Raw genomic sequence first — 14,091 nt, 5'->3', positions numbered from 1 at the left:
ATTGCTCAGGAGGATTTGGGCGAAGATCCGCCAGTTGGCTTGTTCGGTAGGGATTGCCGCAGTTTGTGATTGGCGAGGCCTAGCGCCGAGGCATTTCCTGCATGAGGGGCGCCAGAGAGCTTGTCTGCGGCAGCTGAGGAAAGGGCTGCAAAGGGAGCCATGGCGGCCTGAGCCGCGGCTTGCCCTCTCGAAGATCCATCGTTCCTAGCGGTTTCGTAAGCTACCTTCGCACCGGCGGCCATTTGAGCGCTGCCAATGGCGGTTCCGGCAGCGAAAGTGCTGGTCTGCGTGCCGTGACGAATGACCTCCATGCCGTTGCTGACCGAAGCGCCCTGGACAACTCCTTGCAGGATCTGCGGGACGTACATCGCGACCATGAAAATGACTACTGATATCCCGGCAATTGTAAGTGTGGCGATGAACTCGTCATCCGGTTTTGCGGAATTTGCGAGGCCGATAAGTATTTGAGAGCCAATTCTCGCAATCATCACGAGCCCCAGTAATTTCATTCCAACCGAGAATGCATAAACGAGGTAACGGATTGCGAAGTCTTTGGTGTGGGATAGCCCGCCGAGGCCAAGCATGATTATGCCAGCCAACAGACCAACGTACATTTCCACCATGACGGCCACAAAAATTGCGGCGACAAGCGAAAAACAGATTACTACGACCACCATCGCAATGACCGAAGCTATCGCAAGGCCGTTATCGGCCAACAGTCCGAACTGAACGTTCTTGGACATGATGCTTGCGACATTGATGCCTGAATTAAAAACATTGGCAGGTGAGGCTGAGCCGCCGCCGGCTCCAATCTGGAAAAGACTGTCTACAACAGCCTGTGCGAATTGAGGACCATTCGTCAAAATGAACGCAAACAGGCCGACAAACATAATGCGCCGAACCAATTCGCTAACCCAAGCTTCAAGCGCTGCTGCTTGAACGGCAAGCCAAACCGCGGCGATGCCAAATTCAATGCCCGCAAGGATCCAAAACAGGGACTGGGCGGCGTTCGATATTGTTGTCTCCCAGCTTTTTGCTGCTGATTTTATTTGATCCTCTAAGCTTGTAAGAATTGTGCCGTCTTGCGCGAGTGAAACGCCGGGTACGATCACAAGGAGAAAGATTGCGGTCGTTAGGATAAATGCGCTTTGCTTGGCCATGACATGCCTCAGTTAAAATCGACACTCATCTCCTTGCCGCCAGTTGTGGGCAGCAAGGTTGGAGCTTCACTGGTCGATTTTTCTGAAGCGGGTAGGCTACTGGATAGATTTAGTGAGACATAGATGGCTCCCGAAGCGGAAATGACCAAAATTGCAGCCAAAATTACAAAATACATCGGTTTCATTATCAAAAATCCACTTCCATTTCTTTTCCGCCAGTGACAGGCAAGATTGTCGAATTGAAGAACTTTTCCCTTTTTGACTGAGCGAGGTCGCTCTTCGTCTGCTCGGACTGGTACCAGGTCCCCATCATGGTCATCTGCTGGGAGACAAGACCGCGCAGCTTCTGAATCTGTTCGACTTGCTGCGCTGCGATCTCATGACCCACCTGCAGGGCCTGCTTTTGGCCCGCGGCCGACTGAGAATGCTGCCGGAGCTGGCGCATGGTGTCCTCTTCGGTCGCGAACTGGTCCGAGGTGTATCCGGCCGCTTTCAATGTCGAAGAAATCGTGTCCCGGTTGGTGTCGGACCAGCCTTGGTACATGGTCGAAAACGACTGTCCGTCCGGCAGGCCGTTCTTCGCGAAGTCGGCGTAGCTCTGGAACCGCTGCTTCAGCGTGTCGTCCAGATTGCCCATCGAGAAGGCCATCGCCTGACCCTTCTGAACCAGGCTCTGCAGTTGGCCGAGGTTCTGCTCGACCTCGCCCCAAACCTGCATCGGCAGGGAGAGCGTGTTTTGCAGCATGTTCTCGTAGATGGAGATCTGGTTTTCGATCATCTGGATCTGGTTGCCGATTTGCTGCACCTGATTGGCAATCTGCTCGGCGTTCTGACCGCCGAGGGCAATAAGCTCGCTGTTGTTGAGGATCTGGGTGAACTCGGTCGCGCCGGTCACCGCACCACCGGCTTCAGCCGGTCCTGCAATTCCGATCACACAAAGAACGCTCGCGAGCGATCTAGCCAAGAAGCTGTTCGGCATTGTCGATTCCTCTTTGCTTGAGCCATTCGGCGGGCCATGTGTCGCCGTAGTGGAGGTGAAGGTCTTCGATGCGCTTGAGATCGTCCTTGGCGGACGCCCCGACGAAGGACAGCGTGATCGGGCCGAGCGCCATATCGAAGAGCCGGCGCCCGTCCGGAGACGTGACGTAGTACTCGCGCTTCGGGATCGCGGAGGCGATGATTTCAATTTGCTGGTCGTTGAAGCCGAGCTTTTCGTAAAACGCGCGAGTCCCGGAAACCCGGGCCTCCCCATTGGGCAGGCAAACCTTTGTCGGACAACTTTCCTTCAGGACGTCGATGATGCCGGATCTGTCGGCATCCGAGATCGACTGCGTTGCCAGAACCACCGCGCAATTGGCCTTGCGCAGAACCTTCAGCCACTCCCGAATCTTGTCGCGGAACACTGGATGGCCGAGCATCAGCCAGGCCTCGTCCAGGATGAGCAGGCTTGGTGCCCCGGTCAGGCGTTTTTCGATCCGGCGGAAGAGATACAGCAGGACCGGGATCAGGTTCCGGTCGCCCATGTTCATCAGCTCCTCGATCTCGAAAGTCTGGAAGCTGGAGAGCGAGAGACTATCCACTTCGGCATCGAGGAGCGAGCCCATCGGGCCGTCCACCGTGTAATATTGCAGCGCGTCCTTGATCTCCCGGTTCTGGACGCCCGACACGAAGTCGGTCAGCGACCGGCGCTGCGACTTTGACATCAAGTCAATCTGCGTGGTGATGGCGTTGCGGTGCTCCGGCAGAACCTTCACACCCTGCATTTCGATGAGGGTTTCCAGCCACTCGGCAGCGAACGCCTTGTCGGTGTCGTCCTCGAGTGATGAGAGGGGTGCAAAGGCCAGTGTGTCTGACTTGCCGACGTCATAGTGATCCGCGCCAACGGCCAGCGTCAGCGGGTACATCGACTTGCCCTTGTCGAAGACAAACACTTGGGCGTTCTGATAACGTCTGAACTGAGCGGCGATCAGCGCCAGAAGCGTCGATTTACCCGAACCCGTCGGCCCGAAGATCAGCGTATGTCCCAGATCCCCGACATGGAGGTTGAACCGGAACGGCGAAGAGCCGGACGCAACCTGCATGAGTGGCGGCGATCCAACGGGGTAAAACGGGCATGGCGCGTTTGGTGCCCCAGCCCAAACAGAGTTGAGTGGAGCAAGATCCGCAAGATTGCGCGTGCTTACCAGCGGTTCGCGAACATTGGCATAGGAAACACCCGGCAGGCTCCCAAGAAACGCTTCGGTCGTATTAAGGGTTTCGATGCGGCCGCCAAACCCTTCGTTCTGCACGAGCCGGCGCACCGCCTCGCACTTCTCCTGAAGACGGGTTTGGTTTGTATCAAAAAGAACGATGACAGGCGTGTAGTGGCCGAAGGCGACGAGCTGCGAGTTCGCCTCGGCAATCGCGTCCTCGGTTTCCCCGACCATCACCATGGCGTCCTGATCGAGCGATCCGGAGTTGGTCTTGAAGAGCTGGTCCATCAGTGGCCGCACCTTCTGCAGCCACTTTTTGCGCGTCTTTTCCAGAACAGCTCGCGCCTCGATCGGATCCAGGAAGATGAACCGGCTCGACCAGCGATAGGTGATCGGCATCAGATCGAGCGCATTTAGGATCCCCGGCCAGCTTTCTGCCGGGAACCCGTCGATCGCCACGACGCCGACATAGCGGCCGTCGACAATGGGGTTGAGACCGTGATGGAACTCTGCCGTCACCAGATAGTCGAGATACACGGCAATGTCTGGCAAACGGATCGGATGGTTTTCTCCGATCAGCGCGAAGCGGGCAAACTGCAGCAGGTCATCGTAGCGGCCACGCCTCTCCCCTGCCCTCCCCGCATCTCTTTCCGGCACTTCATGGGTTTCCATGCGCCGGATCGAGACGACATTCGCCATATACTGCTCAAATTCCCGGATCGTTGTCTTGAAGTGCTCAAGCGTCCGGGAGGCAAAAGAGGTGTTGCGGCTGGCCTCGTCCGAATAGATGTATTTCACCAGTTTGGACTTGTTTTTCTCGGGCGGCCGGTAAGTCAAAATAAGCGCGTGCTGGCTTTCGAAATGCCCCTCCCCGGCTTCAAAACGCTGCCGGCGCTCGTCATCGATCAGGGCCGTGATCGGGTCCGGAAAATGCGAGCTTTCCTTGCCCGGATATCCAGTTGAGGGAATGCGAACCGCTTCCATCTGGATCATCCAACCGTTGCCGAGGCGAGCCAGAACCGAATTGATCTGCCTGGAAACTTCATTCCGCTCAAACGCGGTCGAACTCTCGCTGTCCGGCCCGGCAAAATACCAGCCGGCCATCAGACCCCCGTCCTTGAGGAGCACGATGCCGTTGTCGACCAGCGCCGCGTAAGGGAGCAGGTCGGAAAAAGACGGCGCGACGTGCCGGAATTTTTTGAGGGCAACCATCTTCAGTATTTCCGCCAGGGCGTGGATGTCGGCCGGTAATAAGCGCGGTATTTGACGTGCCGCAGATAGACAGCGCGCATCAGAGGGTCCGCCTTGGCCATCATCCGCAGCACGCCAACGACCACGATCCAGATCGCCACGCCGAGCACAGCTGCATAGGGCTTCAGGATCACGAAAATCAGAATGACCGAGGCAAGACCGGTCACGAGCACCAGCTCCCGATCTGCCCCGAACAGCAATGTCGGGCGTGAAAGAGCGCGGTGAATCCGCACTCTGTTGAGGCCCGGCGCATCAGTCACGAACCTGGTCCACGGTTGCCGCGTTCCCTTCGGGAGCAATGCCGATGGAGGCGCCGGAGGATCCGAACAGGCCAACAATGGTGGACGCGCCGAGCAGGACCCCGAGAACCAGAACCACGTAGGCCAGTCGGCGGGCAAAGTCGTTGAGTTCACCGCCGAAGATCAGCATCGCGCCCGCGATCGCCACCGCGATCAGACCAACGGCGCCAGCGACAGGACCGTTGATGGAGGCCTGGATCTGTTGAAGTGGACCTTCCCAGGGAAGCGAACCACCACCAGAGGCAAAGGCTGGTTCAATTAGGTACAGTCCTGCACCGGCGAGAAAGAGAAGAAATACAAAATTACGCGACATGAAGAGTCCCTTGTCTGTCGTTGGAATTTTTGTTGAGGAACTGAGATGCAACTGCTGAGCGGATGTCATAGGTGCCGTCCCGAAAGCCGGATACAGTCACAATGTCTCGAACGATGCGCCCGTGTTCGGGGGAGCGCTCGATCGAGACGATGAGGTCAACCGCTTCTGCGATGACTTGGGGCATTGGCTGCTGAGACACTTCCGCGATCAACTGTTCGAGGCGCGTCAGTGCGGTGAAGGCGTTGTCGGAGTGAACCGTGGAGATGCCGCCCGGGTGGCCCGTATTCCATGCCTTGAGCAGCGTCAGCGCCGCACCATCGCGAACCTCGCCGACAATGACCCTGTCTGGACGCAAGCGCATGGTCGATTTCAGGAGCCGCTGCATATCCACGGTGTCGGACGTGTGCAGGATCACGGCGTTCCTGGCCGCGCACTGGATTTCCGCGGTATCTTCCAGAATGACGAGGCGGTGATCCGGAGCGACCGAAACCATTTCGCCAATGATCGCGTTTGTCAGGGTCGTTTTGCCGGTGCCGGTACCGCCCGAAACCAGAATGTTCTTGCGGCCGGCAACTGCATCACAGATCACGGCGGCCTGGCCGTCCGTCATCACGCCATCCTCGACGTACCTGGAAAGCGGGATGAGCAGCGAAGCCTTCTTGCGGATCGTGAAGGAAGGTTTGGAAACGACCGGTGGCAGAAGACCCTCAAAACGATGACCGCCTATTGGCAGCTCACCGGAAATAATCGGCTTGTCAGAGGTGATTTCCGTGCCGAGCGCATGTGCGACCTTGCCCATGATGATCTGGGCGTCATGGGGCGTTATTTCGCCGGAGAGCACCATGCCTTTACCGACGCTCTCGATGAACAGCTGTCCGTCCGGGTTGAGCATGATCTCAACGACGGCCTCGTCCGACAACGCCGACAAGATTGTTCGCCCAAGCGAATCCTCTAATCCGGCGATAAGTCGGCGGCGGCTTTCACCGTTCCTCAAGGTCCCCTCCCCTACCGGTGAAAGCTGAGATGTTCAGGGGATGGCGCGGCCTCGCCGAGACAGCATTTATCGGACCGGGCACGGGTGAGTGCCCAGGCTCTCCGGAGGTCATTCGGAGCGTCCTTTTATATTTGAGAACAATAAGATGCGGCTACAGCAATCAGTGGTTGATTGCCTTGCGAGAGGGCGCAACCCAACACAGAACGAAGTGTCATCGCAAGGTTGAGAAAAAGTTTTCCACACCTAAGGAGAGTTGTATGAATTGGCAAATATAACAATCTAATGAGGCTACGTCGCCGACCTTTAATCTAGGTCTTAGCTAAAGAGATATTGGACGTTTCGAAGCTTCGTGATCGCAGATCCTTATGGCTGGGGCCAAACCTGGACCTATCAGCCGTGTCAAAAAATCAGGCGCATCTCTGCGCCTACAGAAAGGTTCAATGCACGTGGCTTGATCGACCACGATGTGTCACCCCCGGAAAAACTCTGCAATTGTGCGAATGGATCTTTTTATTGAACGCGGCTAAAAGGGCAAGGTGACCCAGCGTCACGTGCACACCTTTCCAGGCGCGCCCAAGTGTCTTCCTCCCAAGGCTCAACACGGGCGCGCTATTTTTTTGAAGCAGCTGCTCCTTGGTTGCGCGTGGGAGTTCCACACAAAGGACAAGGCGGTTCGGAAGGTGCCGAGATCTTGCTCCTTTTGTACCCCACAAAAAAATTTCTGTGGGATAGCAAATATGCTATTCTTACCCCACGAGAAAAAGTATGTGGGGTAACGTGTGACCATCGACTATCACAGCGCAATCGGCACAGCCGCCTGGACGGACTTGCGACGGTCCCTACGTGACAGCGAAGTGTCGGAGCTGCGCGGCGCGCCACGGTCGAAGGAGGTCGGCTCCAAGACCTATTGGTACGACCACTTCCGCGTCGGGCGGAAAACCATCGACCGGTATATTGGCGAAGACACGCCGGAACTTCGGAGCCGCCTGGAGCGGCAATCGGAGATCGCCAGGGCGGCGAAACTTGCCGAACGGGATCGGGCAAGACTGATGCGGGTGCTGCGGGCGGAAGGCTATCTGTTCGCCGATGTCGGATCCGGCCAGGTGGTTTCGGCCATGGCCAAAGCCGGCGTCTTTCGGCTCGGTGGAACGATCGTCGGTACGCAGGCCTTCCGCTGTTATGAAGGCGAGCTCGGCATCCGGATCGGCTTCGACCAGTCGGCCACGACGGATGACATCGACATTGCAACTTTCGAGCGGTTGTCACTCGCCCTCGCGGACACAGTCGACCCTCCCCTTGCAGAGGTCTTTTCCGAGCTTCAGTTCGATCCCGTGCCTGCGATCGAAAGTGGCAAGACCTGGCGCTGGCGGCAAACACATCGCCAGACCCTGGTCGAGTTTCTGACACCGTCCTTCGAAGAGGATGAGGCCATCCGCGATCTTGCCGCCCTTGGTGTCAGTGCGCAAAGTCTGCATTTTCTCAATTACCTGATTGCCGATCCGATCAGTGTTCCCTTTCTCTATCGCTCAGGCGTGCTGGTGCAGATCCCGCGCCCGGAGCGCTATGCGGTGCACAAGCTCATCGTCGCCGACCGGAGGCAAGGAGGAGCGGATGCACTCAAGGCGCATAAAGACCGGGCCCAGGCGGCATTTCTGATCGAGGTATTGACGGAGACAAGGCCGGACGACCTTGCCGAAGCCTACCAGACCGCATTGGAAACCGGTCCGGAATGGCGCAAGCGCATTACGGCAAGCCTGAAACGCATGCCGGCGACTTCGGCCTTGCTCGATCAGCTTTCTTGACCGGCGGACTTGCCGGCAGGGAACCGGTCGCTGCAGGCACATGCTTCAGAGTGATCGAATTGTGCCCCGCGCACCGGAGGTTCAGCTCCGGCTGGGTCCTGTCCAGGCGAGACAAAAACTAGCTCTTGCTCGCCGACTTGCTCCTGCGACCCTGTTTCCGACCCAGCCCCATTTTCCTGGCGAGATCCGACCGCGCCGCGGCGTAGTTCGGGGCGACCATCGGGTAGTCCACAGGCAGGTTCCACTTGGCCCGGTAGTCTTCCGGCGTCATGTCGAAATGCGTGCGCAGGTGGCGCTTCAGCGATTTGAATTTTTTGCCGTCCTCGAGACAGATGATGTAGTCGCCCAGGATGGACTTTTTGACCGGTACAGCCGGGACAAGTTCTTCAACGGCTGGTTCCTGTACCGTTTGTGCGGCCGAAACGAGAGCCGAATGAACCGTCGCTATCAAAGTTGCCAGATCACCCGAAGCAATCTTGTTGCTCACATATGCGGAAACGATATCCGCAGTCAGATCAACATATACTGGCTCAATAGTTGTGTTGTATTCGGGGGCCTCAGACATTGGGTTCCTTGCAGGTCGATACTGGGAGCTGGGTGTGCGCTGGTTCTAAACTTGTTCCCCTGTGGAGTAAAATCATCGCTTCGGACAGCCAGTGGTCGCTTTACGTTCACCATTGCTCTTGAGCACACCGCGATCGAGCTTTTCGGCCATCCGAACCTGATGTTCACTTCTTTAGGTTGGAGACCCCTGCCCTCGTAATGAATATATCTTACGGTCGGCATCTTCCGGCCGGTCACTTCCTACCTTAGTGCTCGACGGTTGCCATTTAGCATCAGCTGTCTGGGCGGTTCAAAATCGCCGTAGCAATCATTCGCTAGCGTTTACGGTCCTGTTGTATTTTTTGATGGGATTGCCCAGTGGGACCTCAATACTTCTTTGGTAGGAAAAGGGAGACGATGTTTTCACCGCGGGATTCAATTGTTCTCGTGGCCGCAAATCGGGGGAGGGGAGTTCAAGAATTGTTCGCATTCGATTGGAAGGAATGACGTCTCGGAAAAAAAACATCGAAAAAACAATTGCTTGACCCCGTGTCATCTGACACTCCACTCGGAACTAGGTGTTCAGAAACGTATCAAGTCAACAGGTTTGCGGATTCCATTACATCGCAGACGGAACTTCATCTGCGGTGTTTGAGATGATTGCGTTCTGTGTTGCCGATAATGCAGAGTCTGGTCTCGTAGACGGAACCGAGCTCTTGGTCGCCAAGCTGCGTCCAAATGCCGATTTGGCGTGGGTTGGAAATCAATTTCTGGTCATCCAACATGGGAACTTCAAATCGTTGATCCGGGGCTGGAGGTTGGATGTTGCCTAGCGGAGAGGAGGGGGGCTTGGAAATCCAATTGGTCGAATTGTCTCACAACAATTTGGCACGACGCAGTGCTGGTAAATTCATACGATGAACGATGTCAGTACGAACCTTTTGGAAAGAAGGGTTGTTAAAATCTCGTGGCGCCACCTTCTGGAATTGCTTTGCCCGACCTGTCTTAAAAGAAATGCATTTCGACCTAACACAATTGTTTGACGAATGGGTCTACAGGTAGCCGTGAGCGCGGCTTATGTCTGAATAGAACTTGTCATTCAGAGTTGTCGCCGATGTTGGTCTTCTTCGTTCACGCCGCAATTCGTAGGCAACAAGCTTTAAGATGGAGAGAGCTTTTCTGAGGTCTCCTAGCGCAATAACATTGCGCCGAGAGACCTCACTCGAGAACTTGAGTGTCAGTTCGGCAAGAAGACATTTTAGAATTAGACCCCGAATGCGGCGATCTAATAAAAGACCTCTACTTTTTATGGAGTTTCAAGGTGGACATTTGTCATGAAAACGGTGGTGGATACACTGGGCGTCAATCTGACTGCCGTGCGTGAGTGGGCGAAAGGGAATACGAAACCGAGTCATAGCTATCAAAAAACACAGGACGCAACGCGGTCTCCGCGCATCAAAACTTAGACGCCGAACGCCTGATCTCAGGATACATTCGGGTCTTCGCTGATCTGATTCGAATATTATGAGGCGTACATCCTTGTTTAGCTCGCCCTGCGCTTCTGAACAAATGCACCATGAGCAGAGTCTGCCTGCAAGTACTAGTGTGGTCCATTTTCTCTAGGCACACGATATCGTGTCGACGGTGGAAAAGTTAACGGGCGTTAACTAAAAAGCCATTGACAGGAATCACTAATTCGCCCTTAGTTCGCTCTGACGCTTATTTCCGTGTTTTTCAAATTTTTGCGTCGGAGTGGATAATGACAGAAGAAGCCGCAATTTCTGACAAGGAACTGGACCCCAACTCAACAAGGGGAAAAATTGCGCGTTTTTCGTCACTATTGAGCCAGCAAATCAAAAACAACTGGCAACAGAATTATCCTCCGGAGTCGCGTAAGCACTTGCGATCGTTTTCCTCATCTGAAGTTTCGGACCTGATTGGCATCGCGCCCGCAACCTTGCGGCAAATGTCGCTCGACAATGAAGGTCCGCAACCGGCGCGGTCTGATGGGAACCGGCGCATGTACACACTCGATCAGATCAATGAACTTCGATCGTTCCTGGCCGAAAAGCGTCCCGGACAGTCCCTACAGTTTGATCCGCGTCGTCGTAAAGATGACGGAATGCAAATTGTCGCGATCTCCAATTTCAAAGGTGGCTGCGCGAAAACGACGACTGCTTTGCACTTGGCTCAGTTTCTCGCGTTGCAAGGCCTCCGCGTTCTCGCAATCGACCTTGATACACAAGCAAGTCTGACGGAGATGCTGGGTGTTCAGCCGGTCTTGGAAGTAGGCGACAACGAAACGGTGTTTGGCGTTCTGCGTTACGATGATGAACGTCGGCCACTTCCGGAGGTAATTCGACCGACCTACTTTGCGGGCCTGGATCTTGTTCCAGGCCAGAGCGAGCTGCAGTATTTCGATTACGAAACGCCAGCCGCCATCATCAGCAACAAATACGTGGGAGACGAATACTTTATTCGCCGGTTGGCGACTGCACTGAGAAGCGTGGAGGATCGTTACGATGTAGTCGTAATCGATGCGCCACCGCAATTGTCGTATCTGACATTAAACGCTGTATTTGCCGCTACCGGGCTAATTATCCCTGTACAGTCCGCGATGATCGACGTCGCAAGTATGAACCAGTTTTTGTACATGATGGACGAAATGCTGGAACAAATGGCTCACTTTGGTGCGCCTGTCGATCATGAGTTCATGCGGTTTCTTTTGACCAGACATATTCCCCACGATGTTCCACAGGTGAATATTGCAGCGATGCTTCGGTCTCTCTTTGGAGAAAGCGTCTTGACTGCTGCAGTTGTAGAGACCACTGCGATCACAAATGCCGGTCTGGAAAACAAAACGTTGTACGAACTCGAAAAAGGGTCTGTCGGACGCGACACGTACAATCGCGCCATAGAATCCGTAAATGCTGCCAACACTGAGATCTTCCAAGAGATCCTGAAAGTCTGGGGACGCTCATGAACAAAGCATCCAACCGGGCGAAACGCCTTGCCGGCATGTTTGGTGCCGTAGACCCGAACGAACTTGCCAAACAAGCTGAAGTCGAGAAATCGGACAAGACTACGAGTCGGCCCATGACGACTGCTCCGACGAAAGCACTGCAGGCGAGTTTTGCAAGCATCGAAGAAGAAAACCTGCGGCTGAAAGCCGAGCTTGAAAAATCCCAAACCGTTGAACTCGACCCCGTCACCGTGCGGGCTTCCATCATTCAAGACCGTCTTGAATGGACCGACGATGACCCGGATTTTCAAAGCCTGGTGACTTCCATTAAGGAAGAAGGCCAACGACTCCCCATCCTTGTCCGTCCACATCCGGCAGAAAATGGTCAGTACCAACTGGCGTATGGAGCGCGGCGCAATCGTGCTTGCATGGTTCTTGGGCAAAAGGTGAAAGCTTACGTTCAAGAACTTTCTGACGAAGAGCTTGTCATTGCTCAAGGTCTTGAAAATAATGAACGAAAGAACCTGTCCTTCATTGAGCAGGCGGTATACGCAGTCGCCCTTTTGGAAGCCGGTTTCACGCGTAAGCTTGTAGCCAAGTCTGTTGGAGTTGCCTCTGACACAACGATTTCGAAAATGTCTGCAATCGTCGCTTTGGTGCCAGCTGATATCTTTCGTTTGATTGGACCTGCCCCCAAGATCGGCCGAAATCGTTGGGAGGCTTTTGCGAGTCTCGCTGATCGAGGTGCAAAGAAGTCTTCGATTCTCGAAGCGGTGCGTGCTCTACCCGAAAGCGCAGTGTGGAAAGGGGCTGACTCCAACAAGCGTTTCGAACTGGCTTATCGGACAGCTGAAAAAGCAGACAAGTTCAGGACGACGAAATCCAGAGCTGAAAAGTCTCGATTGGAGAACGAAGGTCGCTCGTTCGGAACGATGGAGCAATCCAGCAACGCTGTCAAAATCTTCCTAGATGCGAAGAAAGAGCCGGCTTTTGCTCAGTTTGTCGCAGACAAGATGACGGCGTTGATTGAAGAGTTCAAAAAAGGCGAAGGGAAACAAGCGAGCAAATAAAAGCATGAAGCAAAGAACCCGCCACGTGGGCGGGTCCTCGTTGAGATAAGCACGAGTGCCTATGATCTCAGTCTAGCAGCTCTGATTCTAGAATCACTCGCAGCGCAACGCAAGTTCTGTCTCGCAGCCGAGCACGATTTCTTGCGTCTTCCAGCTTGTCTCGCATCTGAAAATTCAGTGCTCGGTCGCGTTTATGCGCTTCCGGCAAAGGAGGACTTATGTCTTCGACTCAGCAGATTGCGAGTTTTCGCAAGGTGTCTGCCGGGATTCTTGCGAGCGCGCATCTGGCGTCCCAGGAAGACCGGCCGAAGGTCACCAAAAAGGAAATCTCCCTGGTTCTGAAACGCGTTGCGCCGGCGCTTGGTATCGATGGCACGGCTTATCATGTCCTGGATATTCTCTTGGGTCTTGTGCAGCCCGACGATTTCCAGGCCGGAAAGCGGCCGGTAGTGGCGATCTCAAATCAGCGTCTTGCCGAATACACTCGGCGCACCACGCGCACTGTCACGCGCTGCCTGAAGAAACTCGTCGAAGCCGGAGTGCTTGCCTATCGGGACAGTCCGACCGGGCGACGCTATGTCTATCGCGGTTCAGAAGGGGCTCTGGAGCAGGCCTACGGTCTGGACTTTAGCCCTGCGTGCTTCAATCTGGAGGCCTTCAAGGTTCAGGCGGATGCATTCCAGCGCCGTATCAAGGCCGAGCAGGAAGCCAGGCGGGCTGTTACACGGTTTTCACGGGCGATCGCCGACATGGCCGAACTGGAGCCCGTAGAATTTCACGGGTTTGCTGCCCGAGCCCAGGCGATTGTGATCCGGGACGAATTGAATGTGGCGGAGAAGGCGGCACTTCTGGAATCGCTCTATGCGCAGGTCCTGGCTCTCCATGAAGCACATTCGTTGAAAAATAAGGATAAAATGTCATGCGCGGGTGACATTGATGTCAGCCCCTTATTTATTACAACCCCAACCGACTCTCTTGGAAGTAATTCTCAGCCGACTTGCTCTAACGAGCAATACACTAAATTTCCTTCTGACAACGGCTTCGCCGTTGATATGGCTCTTGAAAAAGAGCCTTGCGGCGGGCGCACGGAAACACAACGGCCGAAATCACAAGTGGGAAGGGGAGGCGGAGGCAAGTTTCCCGAAACCAACCTGGATGGTGTTTCCATAGGGCTCATTCAGTCGGCATGTTCATCGGTACAGGCAGAATTGGGGGTCGGTCTGAGCAGTTGGCCGGCTCTTTGTGGAGCTGCTGAGCAGTTGCGCATGCTGATCGGCCTCAGTCCGTCCGGATATCAGCTCGCTGTCGAGCGGCAAGGCAGATATCTGGCCGCGGCCTGCCTTGCGGTTGTCGCCGAAAAGGCGCTGCGGGATCCGGAGCACATTGCCTCGCCCGGCGGATATTTCCGCGCTATGATCGACAGGGCTGGGGAGGGCAAACTCCACCTCCACAAATCCCTGCATGGGCTGGTGTGAGACCATGGTGAGGTCTGGGCGGGCAATTTG

At 55.2% G+C, this 14,091-nt stretch carries 12 protein-coding genes; 4 read left to right on the top strand and 8 right to left on the bottom strand.

Annotation, left to right across the window (positions count from 1 at the left end; genetic code table 11):
• Positions 1–5 precede the first annotated feature (5 nt).
• Genes trbL through trbB form a run of 7 tightly spaced genes read right to left on the bottom strand, consistent with a single transcriptional unit; the run spans position 6 to position 6,209 of the window.
• Entirely contained in the window at positions 6–1,160 is a 1,155-nt protein-coding gene (gene trbL / locus FIV05_RS31030; RefSeq protein ID WP_008188309.1) for a P-type conjugative transfer protein TrbL, read from the bottom strand.
• A gap of 8 nt (positions 1,161–1,168) precedes the next feature.
• Positions 1,169–1,345 carry a hypothetical protein gene (locus tag FIV05_RS31725; protein WP_008188350.1) on the bottom strand — a complete coding sequence of 59 codons (177 nt, stop codon included), beginning with the start codon at positions 1,343–1,345 and terminating at the stop codon, positions 1,169–1,171.
• Between the two features lie 2 nt (positions 1,346–1,347).
• Entirely contained in the window at positions 1,348–2,139 is a 792-nt protein-coding gene (gene trbJ / locus FIV05_RS31025; protein WP_152512510.1) for a P-type conjugative transfer protein TrbJ, read from the bottom strand.
• Positions 2,117–4,564: a conjugal transfer protein TrbE gene (locus tag FIV05_RS31020; protein WP_152512509.1), complete on the bottom strand. Its 2,448-nt coding sequence runs from the start codon at positions 4,562–4,564 to the stop codon at positions 2,117–2,119. Before FIV05_RS31020 ends, trbJ begins: the two co-directional genes overlap by 23 nt.
• Positions 4,565–4,566: 2 nt before the next feature.
• Positions 4,567–4,863 carry a conjugal transfer protein TrbD gene (locus tag FIV05_RS31015; RefSeq protein ID WP_152512508.1) on the bottom strand — a complete coding sequence of 99 codons (297 nt, stop codon included), beginning with the start codon at positions 4,861–4,863 and terminating at the stop codon, positions 4,567–4,569.
• Positions 4,856–5,215, bottom strand: a complete 360-nt coding sequence (locus FIV05_RS31010; RefSeq protein ID WP_152512507.1) for a TrbC/VirB2 family protein — start codon at positions 5,213–5,215, stop codon at positions 4,856–4,858. The genes FIV05_RS31015 and FIV05_RS31010 overlap by 8 nt, the downstream gene beginning before the upstream one ends.
• Positions 5,205–6,209: a P-type conjugative transfer ATPase TrbB gene (gene trbB / locus FIV05_RS31005; protein ID WP_152512506.1), complete on the bottom strand. Its 1,005-nt coding sequence runs from the start codon at positions 6,207–6,209 to the stop codon at positions 5,205–5,207. Before trbB ends, FIV05_RS31010 begins: the two co-directional genes overlap by 11 nt.
• Positions 6,210–6,988: 779 nt before the next feature.
• On the opposite strand from trbB, the gene FIV05_RS31000 reads away from it, so the two are divergent.
• Positions 6,989–8,011 (top strand): GSU2403 family nucleotidyltransferase fold protein, encoded by a 1,023-nt coding sequence (locus FIV05_RS31000; protein ID WP_008188378.1) that lies wholly within the window; start codon positions 6,989–6,991, stop codon positions 8,009–8,011.
• 118 nt (positions 8,012–8,129) lie between these two features.
• On the opposite strand, the gene FIV05_RS30995 is transcribed toward FIV05_RS31000, so the two are convergent.
• Positions 8,130–8,576, bottom strand: a complete 447-nt coding sequence (locus tag FIV05_RS30995; protein ID WP_008188254.1) for a MucR family transcriptional regulator — start codon at positions 8,574–8,576, stop codon at positions 8,130–8,132.
• 1,737 nt (positions 8,577–10,313) lie between these two features.
• On the opposite strand from FIV05_RS30995, the gene repA reads away from it, so the two are divergent.
• From repA to repC, 3 genes are all read left to right on the top strand, one after another.
• Positions 10,314–11,537, top strand: a complete 1,224-nt coding sequence (gene repA / locus FIV05_RS30990; RefSeq protein ID WP_008188225.1) for a plasmid partitioning protein RepA — start codon at positions 10,314–10,316, stop codon at positions 11,535–11,537.
• Positions 11,534–12,586 carry a plasmid partitioning protein RepB gene (gene repB / locus FIV05_RS30985; protein ID WP_008188252.1) on the top strand — a complete coding sequence of 351 codons (1,053 nt, stop codon included), beginning with the start codon at positions 11,534–11,536 and terminating at the stop codon, positions 12,584–12,586. The genes repA and repB overlap by 4 nt, the downstream gene beginning before the upstream one ends.
• 218 nt (positions 12,587–12,804) lie before the next feature.
• Complete coding sequence (gene repC, locus FIV05_RS30980) at positions 12,805–14,061, top strand: plasmid replication protein RepC (protein ID WP_040450228.1); 1,257 nt, start codon at positions 12,805–12,807, stop codon at positions 14,059–14,061.
• Positions 14,062–14,091 lie beyond the last annotated feature (30 nt).

The sequence above is a fragment of the Labrenzia sp. THAF191a genome, assembly GCF_009363335.1.
In the GTDB taxonomy this organism is placed as follows: domain Bacteria; phylum Pseudomonadota; class Alphaproteobacteria; order Rhizobiales; family Stappiaceae; genus Roseibium; species Roseibium algicola.
This window is presented reverse-complemented; position numbering and strand designations above follow the sequence as displayed.

What these genes read in the sequence shown, in the direction of transcription:
- trbL (WP_008188309.1), bottom strand. Translation starts at nt 1,160, where the DNA reads ATGGCCAAGCAAAGCGCATTTATCCTAACGACCGCAATCTTTCTCCTT.
- FIV05_RS31725 (WP_008188350.1), bottom strand. Translation starts at nt 1,345, where the DNA reads ATGAAACCGATGTATTTTGTAATTTTGGCTGCAATTTTGGTCATTTCC.
- trbJ (WP_152512510.1), bottom strand. Translation starts at nt 2,139, where the DNA reads ATGCCGAACAGCTTCTTGGCTAGATCGCTCGCGAGCGTTCTTTGTGTG.
- FIV05_RS31020 (WP_152512509.1), bottom strand. Translation starts at nt 4,564, where the DNA reads ATGGTTGCCCTCAAAAAATTCCGGCACGTCGCGCCGTCTTTTTCCGAC.
- FIV05_RS31010 (WP_152512507.1), bottom strand. Translation starts at nt 5,215, where the DNA reads ATGTCGCGTAATTTTGTATTTCTTCTCTTTCTCGCCGGTGCAGGACTG.
- FIV05_RS30995 (WP_008188254.1), bottom strand. Translation starts at nt 8,576, where the DNA reads ATGTCTGAGGCCCCCGAATACAACACAACTATTGAGCCAGTATATGTT.
- repA (WP_008188225.1), top strand. Translation starts at nt 10,314, where the DNA reads ATGACAGAAGAAGCCGCAATTTCTGACAAGGAACTGGACCCCAACTCA.
- repB (WP_008188252.1), top strand. Translation starts at nt 11,534, where the DNA reads ATGAACAAAGCATCCAACCGGGCGAAACGCCTTGCCGGCATGTTTGGT.
- repC (WP_040450228.1), top strand. Translation starts at nt 12,805, where the DNA reads ATGTCTTCGACTCAGCAGATTGCGAGTTTTCGCAAGGTGTCTGCCGGG.